This is a genomic window from Lutibacter sp. TH_r2, from assembly GCF_033101135.1.
Classification (GTDB): Bacteria; Bacteroidota; Bacteroidia; order Flavobacteriales; family Flavobacteriaceae; genus Lutibacter.
On record NZ_JAWMPV010000003.1, the window covers coordinates 184659 to 210205 of the forward strand.

At 29.0% G+C, this 25547-nt stretch carries 23 protein-coding genes; 8 read left to right on the forward strand and 15 right to left on the reverse strand.

Translation table 11 applies throughout. From position 1 onward, the window contains the following. Positions 1-5: 5 nt before the first annotated feature. Both R3X25_RS10735 and R3X25_RS10740 read left to right on the forward strand, forming a co-directional pair. On the forward strand, positions 6-1073 hold the full coding sequence (locus R3X25_RS10735; protein WP_317674652.1) for an acyloxyacyl hydrolase: 1068 nt from the start codon (positions 6-8) through the stop codon (positions 1071-1073). A gap of 1 nt (position 1074) precedes the next feature. Then, complete coding sequence (locus R3X25_RS10740; protein ID WP_317674654.1) at positions 1075-1824, forward strand: head GIN domain-containing protein; 750 nt, start codon at positions 1075-1077, stop codon at positions 1822-1824. On the opposite strand, the gene gldA is transcribed toward R3X25_RS10740, so the two are convergent. Beyond that, a complete protein-coding gene (gldA, locus tag R3X25_RS10745) occupies positions 1817-2710 on the reverse strand; it encodes a gliding motility-associated ABC transporter ATP-binding subunit GldA (protein WP_317674656.1) in 894 nt (297 codons plus the stop codon). The two genes, R3X25_RS10740 and gldA, sit on opposite strands and share 8 nt — an antisense overlap. 101 nt (positions 2711-2811) lie before the next feature. Here gldA and R3X25_RS10750 point away from each other — a divergent pair, with 101 nt between their 5' ends. Beyond that, complete coding sequence (locus tag R3X25_RS10750; RefSeq protein WP_317674657.1) at positions 2812-2970, forward strand: YqaE/Pmp3 family membrane protein; 159 nt, start codon at positions 2812-2814, stop codon at positions 2968-2970. Then, positions 2970-3662 carry a lipoyl(octanoyl) transferase LipB gene (gene lipB, locus R3X25_RS10755; protein ID WP_411556578.1) on the forward strand — a complete coding sequence of 231 codons (693 nt, stop codon included), beginning with the start codon at positions 2970-2972 and terminating at the stop codon, positions 3660-3662. Before R3X25_RS10750 ends, lipB begins: the two co-directional genes overlap by 1 nt. Before the next feature lie 15 nt (positions 3663-3677). On the opposite strand, the gene R3X25_RS10760 is transcribed toward lipB, so the two are convergent. The 3 genes from R3X25_RS10760 to R3X25_RS10770 form a co-directional block, all read right to left on the reverse strand. Beyond that, positions 3678-5318: a glycoside hydrolase family 43 protein gene (locus R3X25_RS10760; RefSeq protein WP_317674659.1), complete on the reverse strand. Its 1641-nt coding sequence runs from the start codon at positions 5316-5318 to the stop codon at positions 3678-3680. A gap of 75 nt (positions 5319-5393) precedes the next feature. Beyond that, a complete protein-coding gene (locus R3X25_RS10765; RefSeq protein ID WP_317674661.1) occupies positions 5394-6443 on the reverse strand; it encodes a nucleoid-associated protein in 1050 nt (349 codons plus the stop codon). A 54-nt stretch (positions 6444-6497) separates the two neighbouring features. Beyond that, on the reverse strand, positions 6498-7100 hold the full coding sequence (locus tag R3X25_RS10770; RefSeq protein WP_317674663.1) for a ribonuclease HII: 603 nt from the start codon (positions 7098-7100) through the stop codon (positions 6498-6500). A 99-nt stretch (positions 7101-7199) separates the two neighbouring features. Here R3X25_RS10770 and R3X25_RS10775 point away from each other — a divergent pair, with 99 nt between their 5' ends. Next, entirely contained in the window at positions 7200-9323 is a 2124-nt protein-coding gene (locus R3X25_RS10775) for a putative porin (protein WP_317674665.1), read from the forward strand. On the opposite strand, the gene nhaC is transcribed toward R3X25_RS10775, so the two are convergent. Together nhaC and R3X25_RS10785 are read right to left on the reverse strand one after the other, a co-directional pair. Continuing rightward, entirely contained in the window at positions 9316-10803 is a 1488-nt protein-coding gene (nhaC, locus tag R3X25_RS10780) for a Na+/H+ antiporter NhaC (protein WP_317674667.1), read from the reverse strand. The two genes, R3X25_RS10775 and nhaC, sit on opposite strands and share 8 nt — an antisense overlap. Before the next feature lie 106 nt (positions 10804-10909). Then, on the reverse strand, positions 10910-12109 hold the full coding sequence (locus tag R3X25_RS10785) for an aminotransferase class I/II-fold pyridoxal phosphate-dependent enzyme (protein WP_317674669.1): 1200 nt from the start codon (positions 12107-12109) through the stop codon (positions 10910-10912). Between the two features lie 167 nt (positions 12110-12276). On the opposite strand from R3X25_RS10785, the gene R3X25_RS10790 reads away from it, so the two are divergent. Further along, on the forward strand, positions 12277-12741 hold the full coding sequence (locus tag R3X25_RS10790) for an Lrp/AsnC family transcriptional regulator (protein WP_317674671.1): 465 nt from the start codon (positions 12277-12279) through the stop codon (positions 12739-12741). 140 nt (positions 12742-12881) lie between these two features. Here R3X25_RS10790 and R3X25_RS10795 read toward each other — a convergent pair whose 3' ends face one another. The 9 genes from R3X25_RS10795 to R3X25_RS10835 form a co-directional block, all read right to left on the reverse strand. Further along, a complete protein-coding gene (locus R3X25_RS10795) occupies positions 12882-13517 on the reverse strand; it encodes a YceI family protein (protein WP_317674673.1) in 636 nt (211 codons plus the stop codon). Between the two features lie 44 nt (positions 13518-13561). Next, positions 13562-15502, reverse strand: coding sequence for a hypothetical protein (locus tag R3X25_RS10800; protein ID WP_317674675.1), 1941 nt, complete (start codon positions 15500-15502; stop codon positions 13562-13564). Continuing rightward, complete coding sequence (locus R3X25_RS10805) at positions 15502-17412, reverse strand: DUF3857 domain-containing transglutaminase family protein (RefSeq protein WP_317674677.1); 1911 nt, start codon at positions 17410-17412, stop codon at positions 15502-15504. The genes R3X25_RS10800 and R3X25_RS10805 overlap by 1 nt, the downstream gene beginning before the upstream one ends. Positions 17413-17481: 69 nt before the next feature. After that, entirely contained in the window at positions 17482-17934 is a 453-nt protein-coding gene (dtd, locus tag R3X25_RS10810) for a D-aminoacyl-tRNA deacylase (protein WP_317674679.1), read from the reverse strand. A 78-nt stretch (positions 17935-18012) separates the two neighbouring features. Next, positions 18013-18951 (reverse strand): ribosome small subunit-dependent GTPase A, encoded by a 939-nt coding sequence (rsgA, locus tag R3X25_RS10815; RefSeq protein ID WP_317674681.1) that lies wholly within the window; start codon positions 18949-18951, stop codon positions 18013-18015. A gap of 128 nt (positions 18952-19079) precedes the next feature. After that, on the reverse strand, positions 19080-20156 hold the full coding sequence (locus tag R3X25_RS10820) for a bifunctional 3-deoxy-7-phosphoheptulonate synthase/chorismate mutase type II (protein WP_317674683.1): 1077 nt from the start codon (positions 20154-20156) through the stop codon (positions 19080-19082). A gap of 14 nt (positions 20157-20170) precedes the next feature. Further along, on the reverse strand, positions 20171-21031 hold the full coding sequence (locus R3X25_RS10825; RefSeq protein ID WP_317674685.1) for a prephenate dehydrogenase: 861 nt from the start codon (positions 21029-21031) through the stop codon (positions 20171-20173). Between the two features lies 1 nt (position 21032). Further along, positions 21033-22187 carry a pyridoxal phosphate-dependent aminotransferase gene (locus R3X25_RS10830; protein ID WP_317674687.1) on the reverse strand — a complete coding sequence of 385 codons (1155 nt, stop codon included), beginning with the start codon at positions 22185-22187 and terminating at the stop codon, positions 21033-21035. Then, positions 22187-23005, reverse strand: a complete 819-nt coding sequence (locus R3X25_RS10835) for a prephenate dehydratase (protein WP_317674689.1) — start codon at positions 23003-23005, stop codon at positions 22187-22189. Before R3X25_RS10835 ends, R3X25_RS10830 begins: the two co-directional genes overlap by 1 nt. Before the next feature lie 379 nt (positions 23006-23384). On the opposite strand from R3X25_RS10835, the gene R3X25_RS10840 reads away from it, so the two are divergent. Beyond that, entirely contained in the window at positions 23385-24782 is a 1398-nt protein-coding gene (locus tag R3X25_RS10840; RefSeq protein WP_317674691.1) for a capsule assembly Wzi family protein, read from the forward strand. 17 nt (positions 24783-24799) lie between these two features. Continuing rightward, positions 24800-25537: a tyrosine-protein phosphatase gene (locus R3X25_RS10845; protein WP_317674693.1), complete on the forward strand. Its 738-nt coding sequence runs from the start codon at positions 24800-24802 to the stop codon at positions 25535-25537. Positions 25538-25547 lie beyond the last annotated feature (10 nt).

Below are 25547 nucleotides of genomic sequence, written 5' to 3' on the forward strand. Positions count from 1 at the left end.
AACCTATGAAAAGTATTTACATTTTATTTTTATTTTTCTCTTGTTTGTTATTCTCTCAAAATCAAAATACATTCTCAACATTTCAAACTGAATTTTTTATAGGGCAACATATTGAGCACGATACTTCTTTAAAAAATGCTATTCAAAATAACTCGTATGGTTTTTTAGTGAGCTATAATTATGTAAATACAACAAATTCAAAATTCAATACTTTATTTAACTACCCTAAAAGAGGATATTCTTTCTTATACCACAATCTTAATTCTGATATTTTAGGAGAATTGTACGCTGGGTTTAGACATTTTACCTACAATTTAACACCAAAAAAACAAAATAAATTAGAACTAACTACTGGTTTTGGAGTTGGTTATGTAACTAAAAAATACAATAATTTAAACAATCCAGAAAATGTTGCTATTGGTTCTAATATTGTTGTAAGTGCTTACACAAAACTACAATATCTACAATTTTTAAAAGGAACTAATTTTAGTTTAAATTCATCGGTTAGTTTAATCCATATTTCAAATGCAGCCTTTAAAAATCCAAATTTAGGATTGAATACAATAACCTTTAATTTAGGTGTAAACTACGCTTTAGAAAATAAACCACTTCCTCTTACTGAAAAAATTGAAGACATTAAAAATTCATCCATTAACTACAATTTAATTTTTAGAACAGGTTTTAATGAGAGTAAAGAGATTGATTCTGGCTTGTATCCATTTTACAATGTTAGTTTTTATGGAGCTAAAACCATCAATAATTACTCTACCTTAACAGCAGGAACCGAATTATTTATTTCAGAATTTTTAAAACATTATACTGAAATTGAAAACAATAATAACAACATTACTAGAGGTGGAATTTTTATTGGACATGAACTAACACAGCATAAATTTTCGTTTATATCACAACTTGGATATTATATCTATTACCCAAAAGAATATGAAAGTAGAATATACGAACGGTTTGGGTTTAAATATAAATTAGGAAAGCATTTGTTTTCTGAAGTTAATTTAAAAGCTAATTTATTTAGAGCTGAAGGTTTAGAATTAGGAATAGGATACAAATTTTAATATGAAAAAAAATATTTTATACATACTTTTAGTTATTACGTTTTACGGCTGTAATAATAAAGATGCAAGCGATTGCTTTCAAACAACAGGTACAATTATTTTTCAAGAAATTGATGTACCTAGTTTTTCAACTATATTGGTACAAGAAAGAGTAGGATTGGTTATTGAAGAAGGTCCAACTCAAAAAGTAGTTATTGAAACAGGTGAAAACTTATTACCCGATGTATCTGTTGAAGTAATTGACAACGAAATTATTTTAAAAGATAATAACGCCTGTAACTTTGTTAGAGATTATGGGGTAACAGTAATTCATATTACCTCACCTAACATTACTAAAATTAGAAATGCTTCAGAGCAAGATGTAAATTCAAAAGGAGTATTAACATATCCATCTTTATACCTACAATCTGTTGGTGAGAAAACAGAATATTTAGCTGCAGGAGATTTTAACCTAAACATTTCTAATGAAAATTTAAAAGTATGGGGAAATGCTGTTTGTAATTTTAATATTACGGGAACTTCAAATAAACTCGATTTAAATTTATCTGACGGAGACACTAGATTTAATGGCTCAAATTTTATAGTTAGCGAAGTTATATTTAATCAGGTTAGTTCTAACGATATTTTAATTTATCCAACAGAAAGTATCAAAGGAAACATTTACTCTACTGGAGATGTAATTTGCTACAACACACCAACATTAATTGACGTTGAAGAAATTTCAGGTTACGGAAAACTGATTTTTAAGTAGTTAATTCTCTAAATAAACTTTCTAGGTTTTTATTTTTAGCATTCATTTGCAAAATTTTTAAGCCATTTTCTTGTGCAAAATCAAAAATTGTTGAGCGCTTATCTTCTTTTGTTTTAAAAGTTAGTTCCCAAATAGTATCATGAATATTATTAGCAGATTTTAACCCTTGAATTCTATTAACAAACTGTTTTTCTATTTTAAAATCGAATTCAACTTCAATAATTTGAGCTTGATTTTGTTTTAGTTCTATTAAATTTTTATCAGCAACTAGCTCACCTTTATTAATTAATAGTACTCTATCACAAACAGCTTCTACTTCTTGCATTATATGGGTTGAAAGTAACACTATTTTATCTTTACCAACCTGTTTAATTAAACTTCTAATTTCAACTAATTGATTTGGATCTAAACCTGTTGTTGGCTCATCTAAAATTAAAACTTCTGGATTGTGCAATAGTGCAGCGGCCAAACCAACGCGTTGACGATATCCTTTAGAAAGCTGATTTATTTTTTTACTCACTTCAGGAGTTAAGCCAACTTTTTCTATTATTAATTCAACTTCAGAATAAGGTATTTTATAAATTGAAGCATTGAATTTTAAATACTCTCTAACATACATATCTAAATATAACGGATTGTGTTCAGGCAAATAACCAATACGTTTTTGAACCTCTTTAGGATTATCATTTATTGAAAATCCACAAACAGAAACTTCTCCTTTAGATGCTGATATTGCACCCGTAATAATTTTCATAGTGGTAGATTTTCCAGCACCATTTGGGCCTAAAAAACCAACAATTTCTCCTTTTTTAAGTTCAAAACTAATAGTATTTACAGCTACTTGAGTTCCGTAAACTTTAGATATATTTTTAACAAGTACACTCATTTACTTTAATTTTAACAAAAATACAGTTTAATTACAATTAATTGTAACAATATAACGTTGGATGCTACATATATTTTAAAGAACTTTGCAAAATATAAATTATGGGCTGTTTTAGAGTTTTACTATGTATTATTTTTCCACCTTTAGCTGTTATAGATAAAGGTTGTGGAAGTTTTATACTTACATTTATTTTAACTTGTTTAGGCTGGATACCTGGCGTAATTGCAGCTCTTATAATTAATAACAATCCAGAAAGATAATGCAACAAGTTCAACTTCAAGATTTAGGCTTAAAAGATTATAAAGATACGTGGGATTTTCAGGAAAATTTATTTCAGAAAATTATTGACATTAAAATTGGTAATAGAAAAAATGAGACTTCAAACCCAACTCCAAATTACTTTTTATTTGTAGAGCATCCACATGTTTATACACTTGGAAAAAGCGGAGATTTATCTAATTTATTATTAAATGAAGAGCAGCTAAAACAAAAAGGAGCAACTTTTTATAAAATAAATCGTGGTGGAGATATTACCTATCATGGACCTGGACAAATTGTAGGTTACCCAATTCTAGATTTAGATAATTTTTTTACTGATATTCATAAATACCTACGTTTTTTAGAAGAAGTTATTATTAAAACTTTAGAAGAGTACGGCATTAAAAGTGAACGTAGTAAAGGTGAAACTGGAGTTTGGTTAGATGTTGGAACACCATTTGCTCGTAAAATTTGTGCTATGGGAGTTAGAACCAGTCGTTGGGTAACTATGCATGGTTTTGCATTAAATGTAAATACAAACCTTGGGTATTTTGATAATATTATTCCGTGTGGAATTAAAGGTAAAGCAGTAACTACAATGGAAGCAGAATTAAATAGAAAAATACCAATGGAAGAAGTTCAACAAAAAATATTAAACCATTTTACTAATTTGTTTGAAGTAGAATTTGTTTAATTTTTTAAAATAATTCTACTCGTCATTTCCTTTCATAAAAAACCAATCAAAACTAGCTGATTTTTTACTTTTATTTCCAGTTGAAGTAGCATACATCCCAATGTAAACTCCATTAAATTTTTGAGCTACATTATCTGAAATTATTGTATAATCTTGCGCTTGTCCAATTTCCTTTAAACTTTCTTCGTTTTCACCATACATAAATTGTGCTTTAATACCTTTTACCTGTACACCAAAAATAACTTCATCTTTTACAAACGGTATTTCAGCAATAATTTCAGGTTTAAATTCTCCTTTATTATCTTTTTGAAAAACTTTACTTAAAACAATTTTATTTTTTGTTTTTAATAATTGGTAATTATTACCATGTCTTCTATAGATTACCAATCCTGCCTTTTCAAAATCTTTATTAGTTTTAAACGCTAATTTTGTTTTTGCTAAATAATTAAAATTCTTTGTTCGTTTAGCTATAAATGAAGGATTTACAAATTCAGTTAATATTTCTGGACGAAGTTGAATAACCATTTTACCTTTTTTTTGAGCATACCATTTAGACTGTGGTGAACGTAAAAAATTCCATTCTAAATTAAGAAGCTCTCCCGAAAAATTGTCTAATTCTTTTAATTCAGAAACAGGAGTCCATGGCAAATTTGGTCGCTTTTGTTCAGTTTGCAACAATCCAATTCCAGGATTGTATATTGGTGTTACTCCACTTTCTTGCTGTGTTATTTCAACTTTTGCCAAAAAAGTTTCTCGAGCCAACGTAACAAATCCATCAACATTTCTTTTAGCTAGTACTACACTCCACCAATCTCCATTTTGAGTTTGAACAAGATCTGCATGACCTGTTTGACCTATTGTGTGAGTATTTCCTAAATGACGATGTGTTAATACTGGATTAGCATGATTTGGAATGTAAGGTCCCCAAAGATTTTTACTATTAAACACAGTTACAGCGTGATATTCGCCAGTACCTCCTTCACCAATTAACAACAAATACTCACCATTTATTTTATACAAATGTGGTCCTTCTGCCCAGCGCGCATTCGAAGCGTGCCCATAGGTTAATTGTTTTTTCTCACCTATTAACACACCTGTATCTGGATTAATTTCTTGCATCCATATTCCATTTTTACCTAGCCAATCACCTCGAGTACCATCTATAACACTTGCTCCGATATAATAGCAATGCCCATCTTCATCCCAAAAAAGTGATGGATCTATTCCTGGCGCATCCTTAATCCAAATTGGATTACTCCAAGGTCCTTCAGGGTTTTTGGCTGTTATAATAAAGTTTCCATTTTGCCCAACCATGGTGGTAATTATATAGAACGTTCCTTTATTGTAGCGAATTGTAGGCGCAAAAATTCCATTTGAATTTCTTAATCCATTTTTATAAACAATTTGATTAGGACGATGCAATCCATGTCCAATTTTTTCCCAATTTACTAAATCCTTACTTTTATGAATAGGTAATCCAGGATACCATTCAAAGCTTGAATTTACCATATAATACGTATCTCCCACTCTACAAATAGATGGATCTGGATAAAAACCAGATAAAATTGGGTTTTTAAAATTTTCTGGTTCGGATTGCCCAAATAAGCTTGTTGAAATAATTAAACTTATGGTTATAAAAATTACCTTAAAATTCATCTTAAAAATTATTTTATAATTTATTCAATCCGTATTAATTTATATTTATAAAAATGAAATATTTATAGCTTAAATCTAATCTTCTTCGTTAAAGTAAACTTTATAGAATTTCATTTTCTTCTCTTCATCATAACCTTTTTCTAAGTATTCTTGAGAAGCATCAGGAGCGTCAATATCTAGTTTAATTTGGATATTAGTATCTAGCTTAATTTCAGTTTTCATTTTTTGTTTTTGTTTTTTTAAAACAATATCTGAAACTGCAAATTGATTTCTAATCAATACATCATTAGTATCTTCATACTCTTTTTTATAGCCTTCGAACAACTCCTTATGATCTTCAGCTTCAAACAATTCATCTTTAAAATCGTTATAATTTACATGTTCATGCTCTTTCATAAAATCAACAGTTTTGGCTAAAAACTTGCTTTGTTCATGTACGCCAAAATCCTCTTTTATAACATCTTCAGAAAAATCACGACACATTTCCATATAATTTTGAGTGTGCTGGTTATTATCATCAGCATATTTTACATTTAAAAAATGTTGTACCCAATATTGTGCATCGTAATTGTTATTATCTACACTTAAAATTGCTCTTCCTTCAGGGTCAGAATAATTAATAATTAAACAACCTTTGTCTAATTTTTTAGTACTAATTCCCTGTTGAACATATACATCTAAACTTTCTTTCTCCATATAGGTTTGAAAAAAGTCTACCTTGTTTTCAATTTTAAAAATTCCAATAGCCTGCGTAACAATATCTTTAAACTCAATATCTTCAAACAAAGCAATAATAACATCTCCAGTTTTTATTTGTGCTGAATTAGATTGTTCAAACAAATGTGTTACAATATGTTTTGAAATTTCAACAAACGAACTTTCTTCGGTAAAAATTTCATTTGTATAATTGTTTATTTCATTCAACTCAATATTTGCATGATGATTAAAACGATAACTTTCTGCAACGTTGGCAAAAGGTTTTAGTAAAAAAGGCAACATTAAATTGTAACTTTCTTCATCAAAAGACACTAAATCTTCTGAAAAAACATTGGTTGCACTGTTAAATTTGTTTCCAACTTTATGAATGATGAATTTTGAAATTGCTGCTCTGGTTCTTTTAATCATTTTTTGAAATATTTTAGCAAAAGCAAATGTAAAATATTTCTTGATTTTAAACTGTTACAAATCCAATTTTAATTGTTCGGGAAGTAATTTAAATGTTTTTCTGTGATACTTATTTGGTCCAAATTTAGCAATAGCCGCTCTATGTTTTTTGGTTGGGTACCCTTTATTATTAAGCCAATCGTAATTTGGAAACTCCTTATTAATCTTCATCATAAACTCATCTCTATACGTTTTTGCTAATACAGATGCTGCTGCAATACTCATATATTTAGCATCACCTTTAACTACTGTTTTATGTGGAATATTTTTGTATGGTTTAAATTTGTTTCCATCCACAATAATATGTTCTGGAACTACAGAAAGCTTGTCTATAGATTTGTGCATTCCTAAAATGGAAGCTTGTAAAATATTTATTTCATCTATTTTTTCTTCTGAAATAAATGCTACACCATAAGCTATTGCTTCTTTCTCAATAATTGGACGTAATAGGTTTCTTTGTTTTTCTGTTAATTTTTTAGAATCGTTTAATAATGGATGCTCAAAACTTTTAGGTAATATTACAGCTGCGGCAACAACAGGACCTGCTAAACAACCTCTTCCTGCTTCATCTGTTCCAGCTTCGAGCACATTTTTTATATAAAATTTCTTGAGCGACATTTATTATAATTTATTTAACAAATTTAGTGTTTATTCTAAAACAATTAAGATTGATTATATTCGTTCAATTATTTTACCTTTGCGCTTTTACAATTATTTATGAAGAACTTTTTATTTAGCATCCTATTTTTATTGATTACAATATCAGTCTATTCGCAGAAAACTATTGGTTCTGATATAAATAGCTCTTTTTTTGACAGTAAAAAAGATACTATAAATAATAAAAAAGAAATTACGGTTAAACTAGATGGCGAAACTAAATTTACAGATTATAAAGTTATTTCTATAGCTTATGATACCACTTTTATAGATACTACACTTACACTAAAAAAAGATTATAAGTTTAATTACCTTCATAAAGATGATTTTGAATTGTTACCGTTTCACAATCAAGGGCAAACATATAATACACTAGGGTTTAATTTTGAAAACAATTCTATTTTCCCTGAAATGGGTATTTCAGCAAAGCGCTTTAACTATAAAACTGTTGAAGATATTAGCTATTACTCTGTTCCTACTCCCACAACCCAACTACTTTATAGATCTGGATTAGAGCAAGGTCAAGTTTTAGATGCATTTATAACTATGAACATGTCTAGACAAACAAATGTTTCTATTGCTTATAAAGGTTTGCGCTCTCTTGGAAAGTATAGAAACGCATTATCCAGTCATGGAAATTTTAGAGCAACTTTTAATTATACTTCTAAAAACAACAAATATACTGCTCGAGGCCACTTTTCGTCTTTTGATTTTTACAATGATGAAAATGGAGGTCTAACAGATGCATCTGTTTTACTATTTGAAAGTGGAAATACCAATTATGTTGATAGAGCAAGGTTAGATGTAAATTATACCAATGCAGATAATATGTTTGAGGGTAAACGATATTTTTTAGATCATACATACACCTTGTTTTCAAAAAATGAAAATCAGAAAATAAAAAACGATTCACTTAAAAATAGTTTAAAAAAACGTAAAGGCTATGAAGCCAATGTTAGAAGACTTAAAATTGATACACTAAACCTAGCTAAAAATCAATCTAAAATTGATTCGTTAAACTTCTTAATAACAGCTATTCAAATTGACACTTCTGACATAAAAAAAATAATATATTCAAAAGAAATAGCTATTAAATTAGGACATACATTAGAATACGAAACCCAACATTATAGATTTAATCAGACTAGTGCTAGTACCACATTATATGGAGATTATTACAATTCTGAAATTGAAGATCATACTTCCTATCAAAAATTCAACAATCAGTTATATGCAAAATTTAAAAGCCCTTATTTAGGAGAATTAAAAGGTGGTATTCGTTACTTTGATTATAATTACCATTATAACAGTATTCTTTACCTAGATAACCAAACTATTTCCAATGCTTTAAAAGGAAATGCTATTGCATTTGAAGCTGATTGGAAAACAAATTATAAAAACTTTTTTATTACAGCTAATGCTTCTACTATAGTATCTGGAGATATAACAGGTAGTAGTTTAAAAGCTTCTGCATACATTAAAAAAGATAGCATATTTACTTTTAAAGGTTTAGCTGAATTTACAACAAAAAATCCTGATTTAAATAAAGTCTTATACCAAAGTGATTATAAAGAATACAATTGGCAGAATAATTTTAAAAATGAAGATATTACCTCTATCGGATTTGAATTTACATCTAATAAATGGGGAAATTTAAAAGGAAGTTATAACGTAGTAGATAATTATACTTATTTTAATGAAGATGCACTTCCAACCCAAGCTGATGAAACTTTAAACTATTTTAAAGTTACAGCTAGTAAAGCCTTTACTGTTGGAAAATTTACATTAGATAATACGGTAATGTATCAAAAAGTTTCAAAAGGAGAATCCTTTTTTAATGCACCAGAACTAGTTACAAGAAACTCCTTCTATTTTGCAGACGATATTTTTAAAGGAGATCCAATGTATTTACAAACTGGAGTTACTTTAAAGTATTTTACCAAGTTTAATGCTAGAGCTTACAGTCCTGTATTAAGCGAATTTATAGTGCAAAACGATGAAGAAATTGGAAATTTTCCAATACTAGACTTCTTTGTAAATGCACAAATTCAACGTACTAGACTTTTTTTTAAAGTTGAAAATTTTACCGCTAGTTTTACTGGAAGAAAATACTATGCAGCACCAAATTACCCGTACAGAGATTTAACTGTTAGATTTGGATTGGTTTGGAATTTCTTTATTTAGTAGTAACTAATTGTTTTATTTTAATTTGAAAAGCAGCAAATATTAAAGTCATAATTGGGCTTAACCAGTTAAAAATTGCAAACGCAAAATAATCAACAACTGGAACTCCCAGCACTCCACTTTGATACGCACCACAAGTATTCCAAGGAATTAAAACTGAAGTTACCGTTCCTGAATCTTCTAACGTTCTACTTAAATTTTCAGGTGCTAAACCTTTATCTTTAAAAGCTTTTGCGTACATTTTTCCAGGCACTACAATTGCTAAATATTGATCAGAAGCAGTTGCATTTAATGTAATACAACTAAATACTGTACTTGCAAACAATCCAAAAATTGAATCGAATAAATTTAAAATAGATGCACTAATTCTAGCTAAAGCTCCAATAGCATCCATTACACCACCAAAAACCATAGCACATATAATTAACCAAATAGTACCTAACATACCTTGCATTCCACCTGAACTAAATAAATCATTTAATTCAGCACTTGATGTCTCTACAAAAGTATCAACAGTAATTGCATTCATAACTCCCTTATATCCAGCAATAAAATCTAATTTTTCTGCTCCAGATATATTTAATACAATTTCTGGTTGAAAAATTAAAGCTGCAATACCACCTAATAAAGTTCCACCTAGCAATGCAATTAATGGTGGTGCTTTTTTAATTATTAAAAATATAACCAAAGCTGGCACCACAAATAACCAAGGTGTTATATTAAAAGCTTCATTAATTGAAAATAATTTATCTGAAACATCAGCTGCTCCTACAGTATCTATACTAAATCCAATAATTATAAAAACTATTAACGTAATTACTATGGAAGGCACTGTAGTATAGGTCATGTACTTAATATGGTCAAATAAATCTCCTCCTGCCATAGCAGGTGCTAAATTTGTAGTATCACTTAACGGAGACATTTTATCTCCAAAATACGCGCCAGAAAGCACTGCTCCGGCAGTCATTCCTAAAGAAATTCCTAACGTTTCTCCTATTCCAATTAAAGCAATACCAACCGTTGCTGAAGTTGTCCAAGAACTTCCTGTTGCTACAGATATTACAGCACATATAACAACACAAGCCGCTAAAAATATGGTAGGATTTAATATTTGAAGCCCATAATAAATCATAGTAGGAATAATTCCACTTATTAACCAAGTTCCAGCCAACGCTCCAACCATTAATAAAATTAAAATAGCTCCAGCAGTAGATTTGATGTTTTCGGCAATTTCTTCTAACATTCTTGTATAGGAAACTTTGTTAAAAAAACCAACAATTGCAGCTATTGAAGCACCTAATATTAATATAAATTGATTGCTTCCACTTAATGCATCATCTCCATAAACATATACATTAAAAAAAAGCATTATCACCAATGTAAAAACTGGAATTAATGCTTCCCAAATACTCAATTCTTTATTTCTTATTATTTTTTGATTGTCTATTTTAATCTCTTCAAGATTGTCTTTTTTATGCATTTAATACTATTTTATAGTGTAATGATACGCAAAAATGAAATTTTATACAAAAAAAAGCCTTTCACATAACATAAAAGGCTTTTTAACACAACTATTGAACACTAAATTACAACACACCTACAGTTGTCATACATTTATGCATGGCTCTATAAGTACGTTCAATATCATTATCTAATCCTATTGAAAAACGAACAATTCCATTTGACAATCCCATTTTTTCTTGTTCTTCTTTAGAAATTTCAGAAGAAGTACTTGTTCCTGGAGCGCTAAACAATGTTTTATAAAATCCTAAACTTACCGCTAAATAACCTAAATTATTATGTTGCATCAACTCCATTAGTTCATTTGCTTTTTCAAGACTTCCAACATCAATAGTTAAAATACCTCCAAAACCATATTCTTTATTATACATGGTTTTAAACAGCTCATGATCATGATGACTTTTTAAACCAGGATACACTACTTTTAGTCCATCTTTTTCAAAATGTTCGGCTAAATAAGCAGCATTTTCACTATGTTTTTTCATTCTAATATGAAGTGTACGTAGGTTTTTTAAAATACTAGCTGCACGTACACTATCCATTACTGGACCTAATAACATAGCAGCTCCATCATTAACACTTCGTAATGCATCAATAAAATCTTGAGAACCACATACTACACCACCAACGGTATCATTTGTACCATTTATAAATTTTGTTAAACTATGGATAGTTATATGCGCACCTAATTTTTGAGGCGACATAATTAAAGGTGAAAATGTATTGTCCACTACTAATTTTACATGATGCCTATCTGCAATTTTTCTAATTTCGGCAATGTTTGCTACTTCTAACAATGGGTTACTTACTGCTTCACAATAAATAACTCTTGTATTTCCTTGGATTGCTTCCTCAATTTTTTCCAAAGATGTGATATCAACAAATGTTGTTTGAATATTGAATTTAGGCGCAAAGTTTTTCATAAAAGCATAAGAACCTCCATAAATAGTTCTACTTGAAACAATATGATCGCCTGCTCCACACAATTGCATTAATGTTGAAGTAATTGCTCCCATTCCAGAAGCTGATACATTTGCCGTTTCTGTAAATTCCATAGCTGCCATTGCTTCACTTAAATATAAATTACTTGGACTGGTGTGACGCGAATATAAATAACAACCTTCTGCATGACCTTCAAAAGTATCGAGCATTGTTTTGGCATGTAAAAAAGTGTATGTGGCTGAATCTGAAATAGAAGGATTTACGCCTCCAAATTCTCCAAAATATTGTAAATCTTGTATATTATTTGCTGGTTTATTACTCATGGTAAAATTATTATAGATTGAACATATTCTATAAATATAATCTAATTCAACTTTTATTACTGCAAATAATAACTTTTACAGTACTTAATTAATATATAACTCTATTTTACAAAATTATTTACGACTACTTAAGGGATAATTTACTAATTTTAGAAAAATTTACTTCTATGATTGCTTTAGACACTATTGACAAACAAATATTAATGCTTTTGCAAGAGAACTCTAAAATGAATATTAAAGAGGTTGCTTTAAAAATTGGACTCACAAATTCACCAACATACGATAGAATTAAGCGACTTGAAAAACTAGAAATTATTAAAGGCTATACTGCTGTACTAAATAAAGAAAAAATAGGCTTGGATTTGGTAGTTTTTTGCCAAGTAACATTGCAAGTTCATTCAAAAAAATTAATCACCCAATTTGAACATGCCGTTTATAAAATGCCAGAAGTTTTAGGCTGTTACCATGTTGCAGGAAATTTTGATTATTTACTTAAAATTGTAACTCCAAATATAAAATCGTACCAATTATTTTTAAAAAACAAACTTTCTGTTTTAGAGTCTGTTGCTAATGTGCAAAGTAATTTTGTAATGAGTGAAGTTAAAGAAAGTTCTGTACTTACTATAAACTAAAAAGCTGTCTGAAAATTAACATTTTGAAACTACACCACATATTAATTGACTTAACATGATAAGATTCTGAAACAAGTTCAGAATAACTAGTTTAAATGCTTTTCAGACAGCTTTTTAATACTGCTAATTATATATTTAGCTTATTTTGAAGCTTCTACTTTAAAAGAAATTTCAAATTCATCGTTTATAAATTTATCTTTTAAATTATCGAAAAACTTTTTAGACTTGTACTCAATATTGTATTCAGTTCTATCAATTTTAAAAGTTTCACCAACTAATTCAATTCCACCTTCAACTTCATTTACAACAGCCTTAAATTCAATAGGTTTAGAAATTCCTTTAACTGTTAAGTTTCCTTTTACAGTTTCACCTTCAACACTTGTAATTTCAAACGTTGATGTTGGGTTATTTTCAACATCAAAAAAGTCTTCGTTTTTTAAGTGTTTTACCAATTTAGCATTCATTTCGTCATCTGCTGGAATATCTAATACTGTGATTGCACTCATATCAAACGTAAAAGTACCTGCTATTAATTTACCTTCTTTAACTGTTAAGTTACCTTCTTTAATTGCCACAGTTCCATCATGGCTTCCTGTTGGTTTATAACCTTTCCAGTTTAACGTTGAGGCTTCAACTTTTGCAGTATATACTCCATCTTCAATTACAGCTACTTCAGTTTTAGCTTCCGCAACTTCTGGTTTTGTTTCTTTTTTTTCTGTTTTACATGCAATAAATGCCACACTTACTAAAAGTGCTAGTACTACTAATTTTTTCATTTTTTAGATTGATTTATAGTTTATGCAATGATACTAAATTGTTTTTAAATTTTCTTTAAAACAATCTGTTCTGCATTCTTTTTAACAATATTTTTGTAAAATTCTTTAAGCTCTTGATAATATTGAGCAGGGTAAATTACTGAATTTGTAGCCATTTCTGAAAATATTTCTATTCGATCTCCTTTATCAATTACTCTAAATTTATACGATCCTAACTCTTCAGGTAAACCTATTGCTAAACTTTCTGGAATTGACTCTACAGCATAGCCTTCTGGTAATTGGATGCTGGCCAAATATTTAGTTTTAGAGATGGTTGAAAAATCTACAGGATAATCTCTTTTTTCTAACTTAAAAGGATTTTTAGTAATACTATTAAATACCAATGGCTTTAAATAAATTTTATCTCCAGCAGATGTTGTTAAATCTTCACTAGAAAATTTAAACGTTTCTACAATAGGCTTGTAACTATTTTCTTTATTTGTAATTCTTATAGTTTCTATTTCTATACCATTATTATCCTCTTCAATTTTAGATATTAAATCCTCTTCAGATAATGCATTGTAGTTATTTCTATAATTCATTCCAAAATAATTTGAATATTGAGTTCTAGAAATCCCTTCAATTTCACCTTCTTCATTTAAACTAAAGCTTATATTACTATTAATTTCTGAAGGTTTAACTGATGCCATCTGCACCCAATTAAAAGAACCACTTGGTCTTACCAAGGTTCCTTGCCAATTAATGGCTCTTTTAGGTAGTACATTTGGTGCACTGTATTTTTCTGTAGCATCTAATAAAACTACTTGTCCTTCTAACTCAACTCCTGCAACAACATAATTAAATCCATCTAAAGTTGGCATTAAAGGAATACCATTACTTCGAGTACTTACCAATATAGGATTTGCTGATAATCCAATTTCTCTTAATACAATTACAAGAAATAAGTTTATATCTGACACATTCCCCGTTCCTTTTTTATACGCATTTTTAATTCCTTCATCAGTATATTTACCATTGTATTTATTCCATTTTATTTTTGATTTTGTAAAATCTAATGCTGCCTTAATTTTTTGAGTATTTGTTGTGGCATTTTGTTTTAATAAATTAATTTCTTCTTCTAAAAATTTACCCTTACTTAATTGGTCTCCAAAGTTTGAGCTTTCATTAATTGTTTTAGCAACATCTTCCCAAGTAGAAGCATAGTCTTCATAAACACTTCCAGGTACAACTACTGAAACAACTTCAAAAACTAATCCCGCTCGATAGTTATCAATATTACTTACATAAGCTTCTTTTAACATTGCAGGAACGTTTGTTGCTTTAATAATATAATTATCATCATTTGTTCCCATTGAAGTGTTAATTCTTCGTTCAAGATTTATTTCAATAGGTAAGTACCCTTTTGTTCTTTTATTTACAGTGAAATACTCTAAAACGGACACTTTACCTTCATAGTTTTTAACAGGTATAGGATACTGAATTACCACGTCGTCTATACTTGAAAAAAACGGAGATACTATTCTATATCTCCATTCTAAAATACACCCTTCTTTTAGGTTAGGCATTGTAAATTTTGTAACATTTGTGTATTTATCTTTACTATCTCTAAAAATATCTTTTTTATTTAACTTTGTTTCTTCAATTTTTCCAGATACTAGATTATAGGTTACAGCTTTAAGTGCTAAAATTTTTTCTTTACCAGAACTATTAGTTGATAAAAAAATTGATTTAGTAGCCCAATCAAAACCTTCTTTATTATATATTTTTAAACGTACATAATATTCAGAAATTAATTGTATTCCAGTACTTGAACTGTAATCAAAATAGGTATTTCTTTTTTTTATTAAAAATGCAGCATTTGCTGAAGAATCTAAAGGATAAACTTGTTCTTCTAATTCAGCTTTTGACACTTTTCCAAATTTATACTCTTGTGAATTTATAGTTACTGATACCAATATTAGTATTAATAAAACAATCTTTTTCATTAGTTATTTTTATTTAAAATTATTTTTGCGTTATCGAATTTTTTTATTTTTTTTCTAAATGCTCTGTATAGATCATATTCTTCTTTAGAATACTTACCTTCAACTAGTTTCATTTTTCTTTTATAAAGATATTCAGACTCATTTATTTTTATTAGCTCCATAGAATACTCACCATATTTAGATGTGAGTTGAACATTTTCGGGTATAAATTCCACTTTATAAGTTTCGGGAAGTTTTATTTTAACTTCATCAATATCTATAAAATTTACTCCAATTTCAAAAGGTAATTTTCTATTTTTAACTCTTTTTGGAACGTAAGAACTCTTATTAAATGCATTCACTGTAATAAACATTTGCTCACCACTAAAAGTTGCATAATCTAATGCTGAAAATTTTAATTCTTCTTTAAAAATTGCATTCGCTTTATCATTTTCAACTTTATTTACAGAAAAATTTATGTTATTAATGTTAGAAAAATAATTTTTAAATTCCATTTCTAACTCTTTTGTATTATTACCTAAAAATCTTCCTAAATGATTGTTATATTGAATTCCTGTTGAAGAAATATTTACAGAAGCTTCTATAGATCCATCTAATTTAACACTGTAATTTCCTATTGTTTTTTGTATGCTTTCCTCTGGTTTATAGATTCGAGTATGCTTTATTTCTCCACCTTCAGGCGTTAAAACCAATACATCTCTATCATTTGTAAAATCACCAATTTCTCCAAATGCGTTATCTTGTGAAGTACATTCTAACCAAATATCTTTATTGTCTATTGGTAAATACAAAATCATGTGATTACCTTCTTGCGAAGCTATTGCATTGTCTATATTTCTTTTCCTATCTGCATACACCAATACATGGTGAGATTGAATATCTACAACTCTTAATAAAGCAGCTGTATAATTTGTTAAAGCTTTACAATCTCCATAACCTAACCTGTCTACATCTGAAGCCAACATTGGTTTAAATCCACCAACACCTATTTGAACACTAATATATCTTACTTTATCTTGAACATACTTATAAATAATTTTTGCTTTGTCTATTGGCTTTTCTACTCCTCTAGTTATATTAATAATTTTCTGTTTTGTACTTTCAGGTACATCTAAAGTATTTTTAACTAAATTATTATAAAACCATTCTCCATATTCTTTCCAGTTTGAAGCTTCTCCATCAACACCTTCTAAATTAAACTTATCAACTGCAAACTTTATACGTGGTACTAAATCTGAAATTGATAACGAATGAGACTCGTACTTAATCGCAGGAATAGTATTAGCTTCTATTTGAAGTCCATTTTCAATTTCTTCAATTTCAACTTTAAAATTATCAAAATTGTTTTTTGACATTTTCAAATTGATATCTTCTGGGTATGTAATTTTAAATTTTGATTTTTCAACACTTGTTTCAAAAGAGCTTACATATAACCATTGAGGAATAAACGCTGTATTTGAAGTTTCAATTTCATAAGTGTAGTGAACAGTAAAAGGATAGGAAATTGGAGTATAATCATAGTGTATTAATCTACTATCAGAAAACAATGATCCGTCAGCAGCTGAAAAGTCTTTAAAATCTTTATTTTTAATTTTTTTTAACAACTTTCCATTACTATCATACACAAAACCAGATACATTTTTAATTTTTCGTCTTTTATCATAATAAATGGTAATATCTCCGTAAGTTTCATCTTGTTTATTTAAAACTGTTACAGCAATATTGTAAGAGCAAACCATTAAGCGTTGTGACTTTATTTCAACTTCGGTATTATCCACTCTTAAAACCGAATTTGCATTTTTTGTTAAGCTTTCTGGAATATTTTGAACATTGAAATCAAACTCTTGAGAATAAAAAACAGAGGTACAAAGCAGTATTACTACTACTGTAATTAATTGAGGGAACTTCATAGAAATTATTTTAATGCAATTAATTAAAAATAATTTAGAAATTCAATGATTTTTGTCAGATTAAAGGTTTTAAACCTTATTTTTAGAATCTATAAGAATTGTTACTGGACCATTATTTAGCAATTCTACTTTCATATCTGCTCCAAATTCTCCTGTTCCAACTTTTTTACCAAGCTGATTTTCAAACTCTTGAACAAACTTATTGTATAAAGGAATTGCAATTTCTGGTTTTGCAGCTTTTATATAAGAAGGTCTATTTCCTTTTTTTGTACTAGCTTGAAGTGTAAATTGACTAACTATAATTGCATCTGCATCTTTGTCTAATAATGATGTATTCATAACGCCATTTTCATCATTAAAAATACGAAGGTTTACCGTTTTTTTAACCAACCATTGAATATCTTCTAAAGCGTCTTCGTTTTCAATACCAACCAATATTAACAATCCCATTTTTATGGCACTTACTATTTTTTTATCAATAGTAACTGATGCTTTGGAAACTCTTTGAATAACAACTTTCATTTTATATTGATGAGATTCTTAAATAATTTTTGAATTAATTTTATATGAAATATGATTTCGACTACGCTCAATCACCAATTAACTATAAATATCTGTTCGGTAGTGCTCTTCATCACCTTCAATCATTTGCAAATAACTTCTATAACGTGAATAAGCAATTTCCCCATTTTCAACAGCTTCTTTAATAGCACATTTTGGTTCGTTTATATGCTTACAGTTGTTAAATTTACATTGAGATTTTAAAGCAAAAAATTCAGGAAAATAATCTGTAATTTCTTCTTCTTCAAAATCTACCACTCCAAATCCTTTTATTCCTGGTGTATCTATAATAAATCCGCCAAAACTTAAATGAAACATTTCGGCAAATGTAGTTGTATGCATTCCTTGTTTGTGTGTTTTTGAAACCTCGGCAGTTTTTAAATTTAGACCTGGTTCAATGGCATTTATTAAGGTAGATTTCCCTACACCTGAATGTCCAGAAAACATGGTGGTTTTACCAATCATTAATTCTTTAACTTCGTCAATACCAATTTTTTTAGTTGCTGAAATAGCTATACACTTATATCCAATTTCTGTATAAATATCATCTAACAAAGCTAATTTATCTAATTGCTCATCAGAGTATTGATCTAATTTATTAAAAAGCAATACCGTTTCAATACTATACGCTTCTGCAGTTGCTAAAAATCGATCTATAAAACCTGTAAATGTTGGTGGATTGTCTATAGTTACTAATAAAAAGGCAATATCTATATTTGCAGCTATAATATGAGTTTGCTTGGATAAATTTACTGATTTACGAATAATGTAGTTTTTACGCTCTAAAATTTCAGTAATTACGCCTGTTTCTTTTCCTTCTTCAAAATCAAAATTTACAAAATCTCCAACGGCTACTGGATTGGTACTTTTAATTCCTTTAATTCGGAATTTACCTTTTAAACGGCATTCCACCACTTGTTCATTTTCGGCATATACGGTATACCAACTTCCTGTAGATTTTGTTACAACTCCATTCATTATTACAAATATAATTGAATTGTTTGTTTATAAAACAAAAAGAAGAACCTAAATCATAAGGTTCTTCTTTTTAATAAATTTCATTTATAAAAATTCGTTATCACGAATAAAATGAAGCAATCTATAAATTAATTTACTTTATGCTGAATATTAATTGACTCTACATGAATTGCTTTAAATACCTCTTCTACAAACTCTTTACTTAAACCTTTACTTTGTCCTATTTCAACCATAGCATTTAAAATATCTGACCATCTTCCACTTTGTAAAATAGCCACATTTTCTGCATGTTTCAACTTTCCTATATTTTCTGCAACTCCCATTCTATCACTTAAAATATCGATAATATTGTTATCAATTAAATCAAGTTCTTTTCTGTATAAGTTTAATTTACTTTGGAAACTTTCTTTAGAACTACTTTTTTGACGAATTTTTAAATCTTGTGTAATTTTATCTAATTGAGCTGGCGTAATTTGCTGCGCAGCATCACTCCAAGCATTGTCTGGATCTACATGAGTTTCAATCATAAATCCATCAAAGTTTAAATCTAACGCTGTTTGAGAAACATCTAAAATAGTATCTCTTCTACCACAAATATGTGAAGGATCTAAAATTAAAGGTAAATCTGGAAATTCTTTCTTTAATTCAATTGCTATATGCCATTTTGGTTTATTTCTATAATGCCCAGTATTGTAAGCTGAAAAACCTCTATGAATAACACCTAATTGTGAAATTCCATTTGCTTGAAAACGTTCTACACCACCTAACCATAATGCTAAATCTGGGTTTACTGGATTTTTAACTAGTACTGGTTTATCAACACCTTTTAAAGCATCAGCAATTTCCTGTACTGCAAAAGGGTTTACAGTAGTTCTAGCTCCAATCCATAAAATATCAACATCAGCTTTTAAAGCTAATTCTACATGGCTAGCATTACCAACTTCCGTAGTAATTTTCATTCCAGTTTCTTCTCTAACTCTTTGTAACCAAGGTAGTCCAATTCCTCCAACACCTTCAAAACCTCCAGGTCTAGTTCTCGGTTTCCAAATACCAGCTCTAAATACATTTGTATCGGTATCTTTTAATAAATGAGCTGTTTTCATCACTTGCTCTTCTGTTTCAGCACTACAAGGACCTGCGATTACAATAGGGTGATCTAATCCCATTCCATCTAACCACTTTCTGTTTTCTTTTGTTATTTCCATCTTAATTTAGTTTCTTATTTAGTTGTGTTTTCTATTCCGTTTAAAATTGATTTTATATAATTTGTACTATTCATGGTTTCATTCAGCTTTTCAGCATCATCATTTTGAATGTACGTTTTAAATTCTTTTAAATTTTTAATATACTCGTCTAACGATTTTATTACATTTTCTTTATTCTGAAGAAAAATTGGTGTCCACATATTTGACGAACTTTTTGCTAAACGTACTGTTGAAGCAAAACCTGTACTTGCCATATCAAATATTGCTTGTTCGTTTTTTTCTATATCTAACACCGTTCTTCCTAACATGAATGAGCTAACGTGCGACAAATGTGAAACATACGCAATATGACGGTCATGTTCTAACGGATTCATCATTTTTATACGCATATTTAACATTTTAAACAAGCTAATTGCTTTATCTAATGCTCTCCAATCACTTTTGTCGGCTTCACAAATTATGTTAACTTTTTCGTCAAATAAATTTGAAATAGCTGCTTCTGGTCCAGAATGTTCTGTTCCTGCTAAAGGATGTGCAGCTACAAAAAACTTTCGTTTAGAGTGATTGTTAACTTGCTTACAAATATTTTCTTTTACTGAACCTACATCAAAAACCAACGTTCCTTCCTTTATTTCATCCAATGCTTTTAGTGTTACAGCTGCAATTTTATCAACTGGTACAGCTATAATTACTACATCTACATTTTTTAAGTCTGAAAAGTCTGCTGCTGTATCAATAAAGCCTATTTCTAGTGCTTTTTGAACGTGTTCTGGATTTTTATCAATTCCTAGTATTTCAAAATCCCCACGTTTTTTTAAATCCAGTACCATGGAACCTCCAATTAAACCTAAACCGATAACTGCTATTTTTTCCATACTAGTTTTTTACTAAAATTCGGTCTAATACTTTTTTTAACACTTCTTCAGATACACATAAAGATGATCTAATGTAACCTTCACCATTGCTTCCAAAAATTACTCCTGGTGTTATAAATACATTTGAGTTGTATAATATTTCATCGGTAAATTCAATGGCTTTTCGTCCTTCTGGAAGTTTAGCCCACACAAACATTCCTTTGGTAGTTGTATCATACGTACAGCCTAATGCATCAAATATTTGCCATACTAGTTCTCTTCTTTTGGTATAAGTTTTATTTAAATCTATAAACCAATTATCGTCACAATTTAAAGCGGCTATAGCTCCTTTCTGTATTCCTAAAAACATTCCAGAATCCATATTACTTTTTACTTGTAATACTATTTTTAAAATTTCAGCATTTCCAACCAACATTCCTACACGCCAACCTGCCATGTTAAATGTTTTACTTAATGAATTTAATTCTATTGCAACATCTTTCGCTCCTTCAATTTCTAAAATACTTATAGGATTGTTATTTAAAATAAAACTATAAGGATTGTCATTCACAATTAAAATATTGTGCTTCTTTGCAAAAGCAACTAGTTGTTCAAAATCTTTTTTTGAAGCTACTGTTCCTGTTGGCATGTGTGGATAATTGACCCACATAATCTTCACATTTGCTAAATCTTCCTTTTCAAGTTCTTCATAATTTGGCATCCAATTGTTAGCTTCATTTAAGTTATAGTTAACAATTTCTGCTTGTACCAAATTAGATACCGAAGCATACGTTGGATACCCAGGATTTGGAACTAATACTTTATCTCCTTTATTTAAAAAAGCCATTGAAATGTGCATAATTCCTTCTTTGGAACCCATTAAAGGCAAAATTTCATTTACAGGATTTAACGCTACATTGTATTGTTTTTGATAGAAATTTGAAATAGCCTCACGTAATTCTGGAATACCTTGATAGCTTTGATATTGATGTGCATTGGCTAATTTAGTTGTTTCAGTTAATGCTTTTATAACTTCTTGTGATGGTGCTAAATCTGGACTACCAATTGCAATGTTAATAATTGGTTTTCCTTCTGCACGTAATGCGGCTATTTCTCGTAGTTTTTTTGAAAAATAGTATTCTTGTACCTGATTTAATCTGTCAGCTTTTGCTATCATTACTCTTTATTTTTGGTGTATTCACCTAATACTTTTAATGTTTCTACTTTATCTTTAATTTCTTCTAGTGCATCGTAATAATCTGCATAACTATTGAAAATAAAATCTGCAAAAAACGCATATTTCCAAGGTGTTTCTATTACTGGCATTGATTGAATTTTTGATAAATTTAAATGGTGTTTTGCCAAAATTGTTAACACGCTTGCCAAACTACCAGAATCATCGCTTGTTATAAATTTTATAGAAGCTTTGTTTGCTGAAAGACTTCTTTTAACTGCTTCATTTGAAAGAATAAAAAAACGAGTTGCATTGTCTTTTATAGTTTGAATGCCTGGCGCAATAATAGTTAAATCGAATATTTCAGCTGCTAACGTACTAGCAATTGCGCCTACACCTTTTAATTGGTTATCATGAATACGTTTTGCTACATTAGCTGTATCCTTATCTTCAATTAATTTTATGTGCGGATATTCTTTAAAAAACTTATGACATTGCAATAATGCCATTGGGTGTGAATATACTTCTGTAATATCTTCAATTTTTTGACCATTCAACACCATTAAATTATGATGTATTGGCAAATAACTCTCACCATTTATTGATAAATTATAATCATCTATCAAAGCGTAATTAGGTAATATTGCACCTGCAATTGAATTTTCAATTGCCATAATTAATACTTCTGCTTTACCTTCTTCTAATAAAATAGGCATTTCACTAAATGATAAACATTCAATTAGATCAATATTTTTACCGAAATACTGTTCGGCAACTATATGATGATAAGATCCTTTAATTCCTTGTATAGCTACTCTCATTTAAAATTTTTCCTAAAAAAAAAGTCCCGATTTTTATCGAGACTCTTCATTTATTTTTTACAAATAACACATACAAAGCCTCACCCTTTATTGCTAAAATAAAAGTAAAAAAAGAAGCTGTTAAATGTGTTTGTTAATTTCATGTCTTATTAATACAAGACAAATCTAGAAATTAATTTTTAAACAACCATGTTTTTTAATAAAATTATAAAATAAATATCCTTTTAGCTTATACACTTCATTTTTATTATAAAATTCATACTTAAAAGTCGTTTTTACCAATTATATTTCAAATATCTATACGAGCTATTATTAGATATGCTTCATTGATTAATAGAAAAAATAGTACATTTGAGCCTATTTTTGAATAAAAATATTTATGAAATTTTCACCAATTATATTTTTGATTATATTTTTAACCTTCTCAAAGGTTACTGCTCAAGAAACGAACTATTATTATGGTATAGAATTAAATTCAGGATTGAGCACTGAAGATCGTTTACCTTTTTGGTTAACTGCCAACGACTTTGGTAAAATTCCAGATTCAAACTATGCGTTAACAACACTGTCACTTGGAAAGACTTTTAATGCTGACAAAAATTTTGATATTGCATTTAAAACTTCAATTACTGGGTCTATTGCTGACGAAAATAAAGCTATTATTAATGAATTGTATGTAAGTTTAAAATACAAAAATTTACAACTTAATGCAGGAAGTATAAATGAAGAGGTTGTATTTGAAGGACTTTCATCATCGAATGGGAATTTTGTTAAATCTACCAATGCGCGTGCCATCCCAGGTATTAATATAAAAACTAGAGGCTATTTAGAACTTCCATTTGCTAAAAAATGGTTAACATTTAAAGCAAATTATGGGGAGTATTTAATGAATGATCATCGATTTGTAGACAATACACATATACATCAAAAGAGCCTGCATTTTAAATCTAAATTAAATAACAAACTTGATTTAGTTGTTGGTTTAGATCACTACGTACAATGGGGAGGAACTTCATATTCTAGCGGAAAACAACCTACCAGTTTTAAAGATTATATCCGTTTTGTTACTGGTATGGGAGGTGGATTAGATGCGAGTGGAAATACTTTTAAAAACACCTTGGGAAATCATATTGGTAATTACTTACTTCAATTAGACTATAAAGGAGCTAAAACCAATTGGAATTTTTATATCTCACACCCTTTTGAAGATAAATCTGGAAGAGAGTGGGCAAATTACCCTGATGGACTTTTTGGTGTATTTATGGATTTTAAAAAACCGAAAAATGTTTTTTCTCATCTATTAGTAGAATATACCAACACAAAACATATGAGCGGATTAAATGGACCTGATGATGCAGATGCTGGAAGAGGTAGAGATAATTATTTTAACAACGGACCTACTTACCATTCTGGTTGGACTTATTTTGGACAAGTTATTGGGACTCCTTTTATACTTCCAAATGAAATAAACGAGCAAGGTTTTGTATTAGGTGTTAATAATAACTATCAAAGACTGAAATCATTTCATGTAGGCACTAAAGGAATTGTTAAAAATATTCCGTATCAACTAAAATTGAGTTACACCACTTATTATCCTTGGTTCGACAGTGCTTCTACTTATAAACCTACAGTATTTTCAAGTTTTTTAGAAACTGATTTTTCTTCATTATTTAATCATAAAATTAAGTTCAATATTGGTACGGTAATTGATGCTGGAAATACTATAAAAACCAATTACGGAGGTTATATTAAAATCTCCAAAAAAGGACTTTTTTAAGCCTAAATTAAATTGTTATGATCACATTTTTAAAAAAGAAAAAAAACTTAATAAACTGTTTACCTGCTAACTTTACAGAAATACATTGCCACATTCTACCTGGTATTGATGATGGAGCTAAAAATATAGAAGAATCTATTGCTTTATTAAAAAGAATGAAAGGCTATGGTATACAAAAATTTATTTGCACACCGCATAGTATGGAAGGTGTTTGGGAAAACTCTACAGAAATTATTCAAAAACAACTAAACCTGTTAAACTCTGAATTAAAAAACCATAATTTAGAAGATGTAAATATACAAGCTGCTGCTGAATACATGATGGATCATCGATTTGAAGAATTATTAGAAACTGAAAAACTTCTTACATTAAAAGGTCATAAAATTTTGGTGGAAATGTCTTATTTTAATCCACCTGTTAATTTATACGAGCTTTTATTTAATATTCAAGTAAAAGGATATCAACCTGTATTAGCACATCCTGAACGTTACAAATTTTTACACGGTAATTACAAAGAGTATCAAAAGTTAAAAGATGCTGGTTGTTTATTTCAATTAAATCTACTTTCTCTTACAGATCACTATGGAAAAAGTGTTCAAAAAACAACATTAAAATTGCTTAATGACAAACTATATGATTTTGTAGGAAGTGATGTCCACAACCAATATCATCTTGATAAACTAGAAACTATAAAAAGTTCAAAAATAGTAAAACTTGTAACTCCTCTATTAGAAAATAACACTACGTTTATTTAATAGCTGTAGT

Excerpts from the sequence above, each read along its gene's own strand:
- R3X25_RS10735 (WP_317674652.1), top strand. The coding sequence starts at position 6 with ATGAAAAGTATTTACATTTTATTTTTATTTTTCTCTTGTTTGTTATTC.
- R3X25_RS10740 (WP_317674654.1), top strand. The coding sequence starts at position 1,075 with ATGAAAAAAAATATTTTATACATACTTTTAGTTATTACGTTTTACGGC.
- gldA (WP_317674656.1), bottom strand. The coding sequence starts at position 2,710 with ATGAGTGTACTTGTTAAAAATATATCTAAAGTTTACGGAACTCAAGTA.
- R3X25_RS10750 (WP_317674657.1), top strand. The coding sequence starts at position 2,812 with ATGGGCTGTTTTAGAGTTTTACTATGTATTATTTTTCCACCTTTAGCT.
- lipB (WP_411556578.1), top strand. The coding sequence starts at position 2,970 with ATGCAACAAGTTCAACTTCAAGATTTAGGCTTAAAAGATTATAAAGAT.
- R3X25_RS10760 (WP_317674659.1), bottom strand. The coding sequence starts at position 5,318 with ATGAATTTTAAGGTAATTTTTATAACCATAAGTTTAATTATTTCAACA.
- R3X25_RS10765 (WP_317674661.1), bottom strand. The coding sequence starts at position 6,443 with ATGATTAAAAGAACCAGAGCAGCAATTTCAAAATTCATCATTCATAAA.
- R3X25_RS10770 (WP_317674663.1), bottom strand. The coding sequence starts at position 7,100 with ATGTCGCTCAAGAAATTTTATATAAAAAATGTGCTCGAAGCTGGAACA.
- R3X25_RS10775 (WP_317674665.1), top strand. The coding sequence starts at position 7,200 with ATGAAGAACTTTTTATTTAGCATCCTATTTTTATTGATTACAATATCA.
- nhaC (WP_317674667.1), bottom strand. The coding sequence starts at position 10,803 with ATGCATAAAAAAGACAATCTTGAAGAGATTAAAATAGACAATCAAAAA.
- R3X25_RS10785 (WP_317674669.1), bottom strand. The coding sequence starts at position 12,109 with ATGAGTAATAAACCAGCAAATAATATACAAGATTTACAATATTTTGGA.
- R3X25_RS10790 (WP_317674671.1), top strand. The coding sequence starts at position 12,277 with ATGATTGCTTTAGACACTATTGACAAACAAATATTAATGCTTTTGCAA.
- R3X25_RS10795 (WP_317674673.1), bottom strand. The coding sequence starts at position 13,517 with ATGAAAAAATTAGTAGTACTAGCACTTTTAGTAAGTGTGGCATTTATT.
- R3X25_RS10800 (WP_317674675.1), bottom strand. The coding sequence starts at position 15,502 with ATGAAAAAGATTGTTTTATTAATACTAATATTGGTATCAGTAACTATA.
- R3X25_RS10805 (WP_317674677.1), bottom strand. The coding sequence starts at position 17,412 with ATGAAGTTCCCTCAATTAATTACAGTAGTAGTAATACTGCTTTGTACC.
- dtd (WP_317674679.1), bottom strand. The coding sequence starts at position 17,934 with ATGAAAGTTGTTATTCAAAGAGTTTCCAAAGCATCAGTTACTATTGAT.
- rsgA (WP_317674681.1), bottom strand. The coding sequence starts at position 18,951 with ATGAATGGAGTTGTAACAAAATCTACAGGAAGTTGGTATACCGTATAT.
- R3X25_RS10820 (WP_317674683.1), bottom strand. The coding sequence starts at position 20,156 with ATGGAAATAACAAAAGAAAACAGAAAGTGGTTAGATGGAATGGGATTA.
- R3X25_RS10825 (WP_317674685.1), bottom strand. The coding sequence starts at position 21,031 with ATGGAAAAAATAGCAGTTATCGGTTTAGGTTTAATTGGAGGTTCCATG.
- R3X25_RS10830 (WP_317674687.1), bottom strand. The coding sequence starts at position 22,187 with ATGATAGCAAAAGCTGACAGATTAAATCAGGTACAAGAATACTATTTT.
- R3X25_RS10835 (WP_317674689.1), bottom strand. The coding sequence starts at position 23,005 with ATGAGAGTAGCTATACAAGGAATTAAAGGATCTTATCATCATATAGTT.
- R3X25_RS10840 (WP_317674691.1), top strand. The coding sequence starts at position 23,385 with ATGAAATTTTCACCAATTATATTTTTGATTATATTTTTAACCTTCTCA.
- R3X25_RS10845 (WP_317674693.1), top strand. The coding sequence starts at position 24,800 with ATGATCACATTTTTAAAAAAGAAAAAAAACTTAATAAACTGTTTACCT.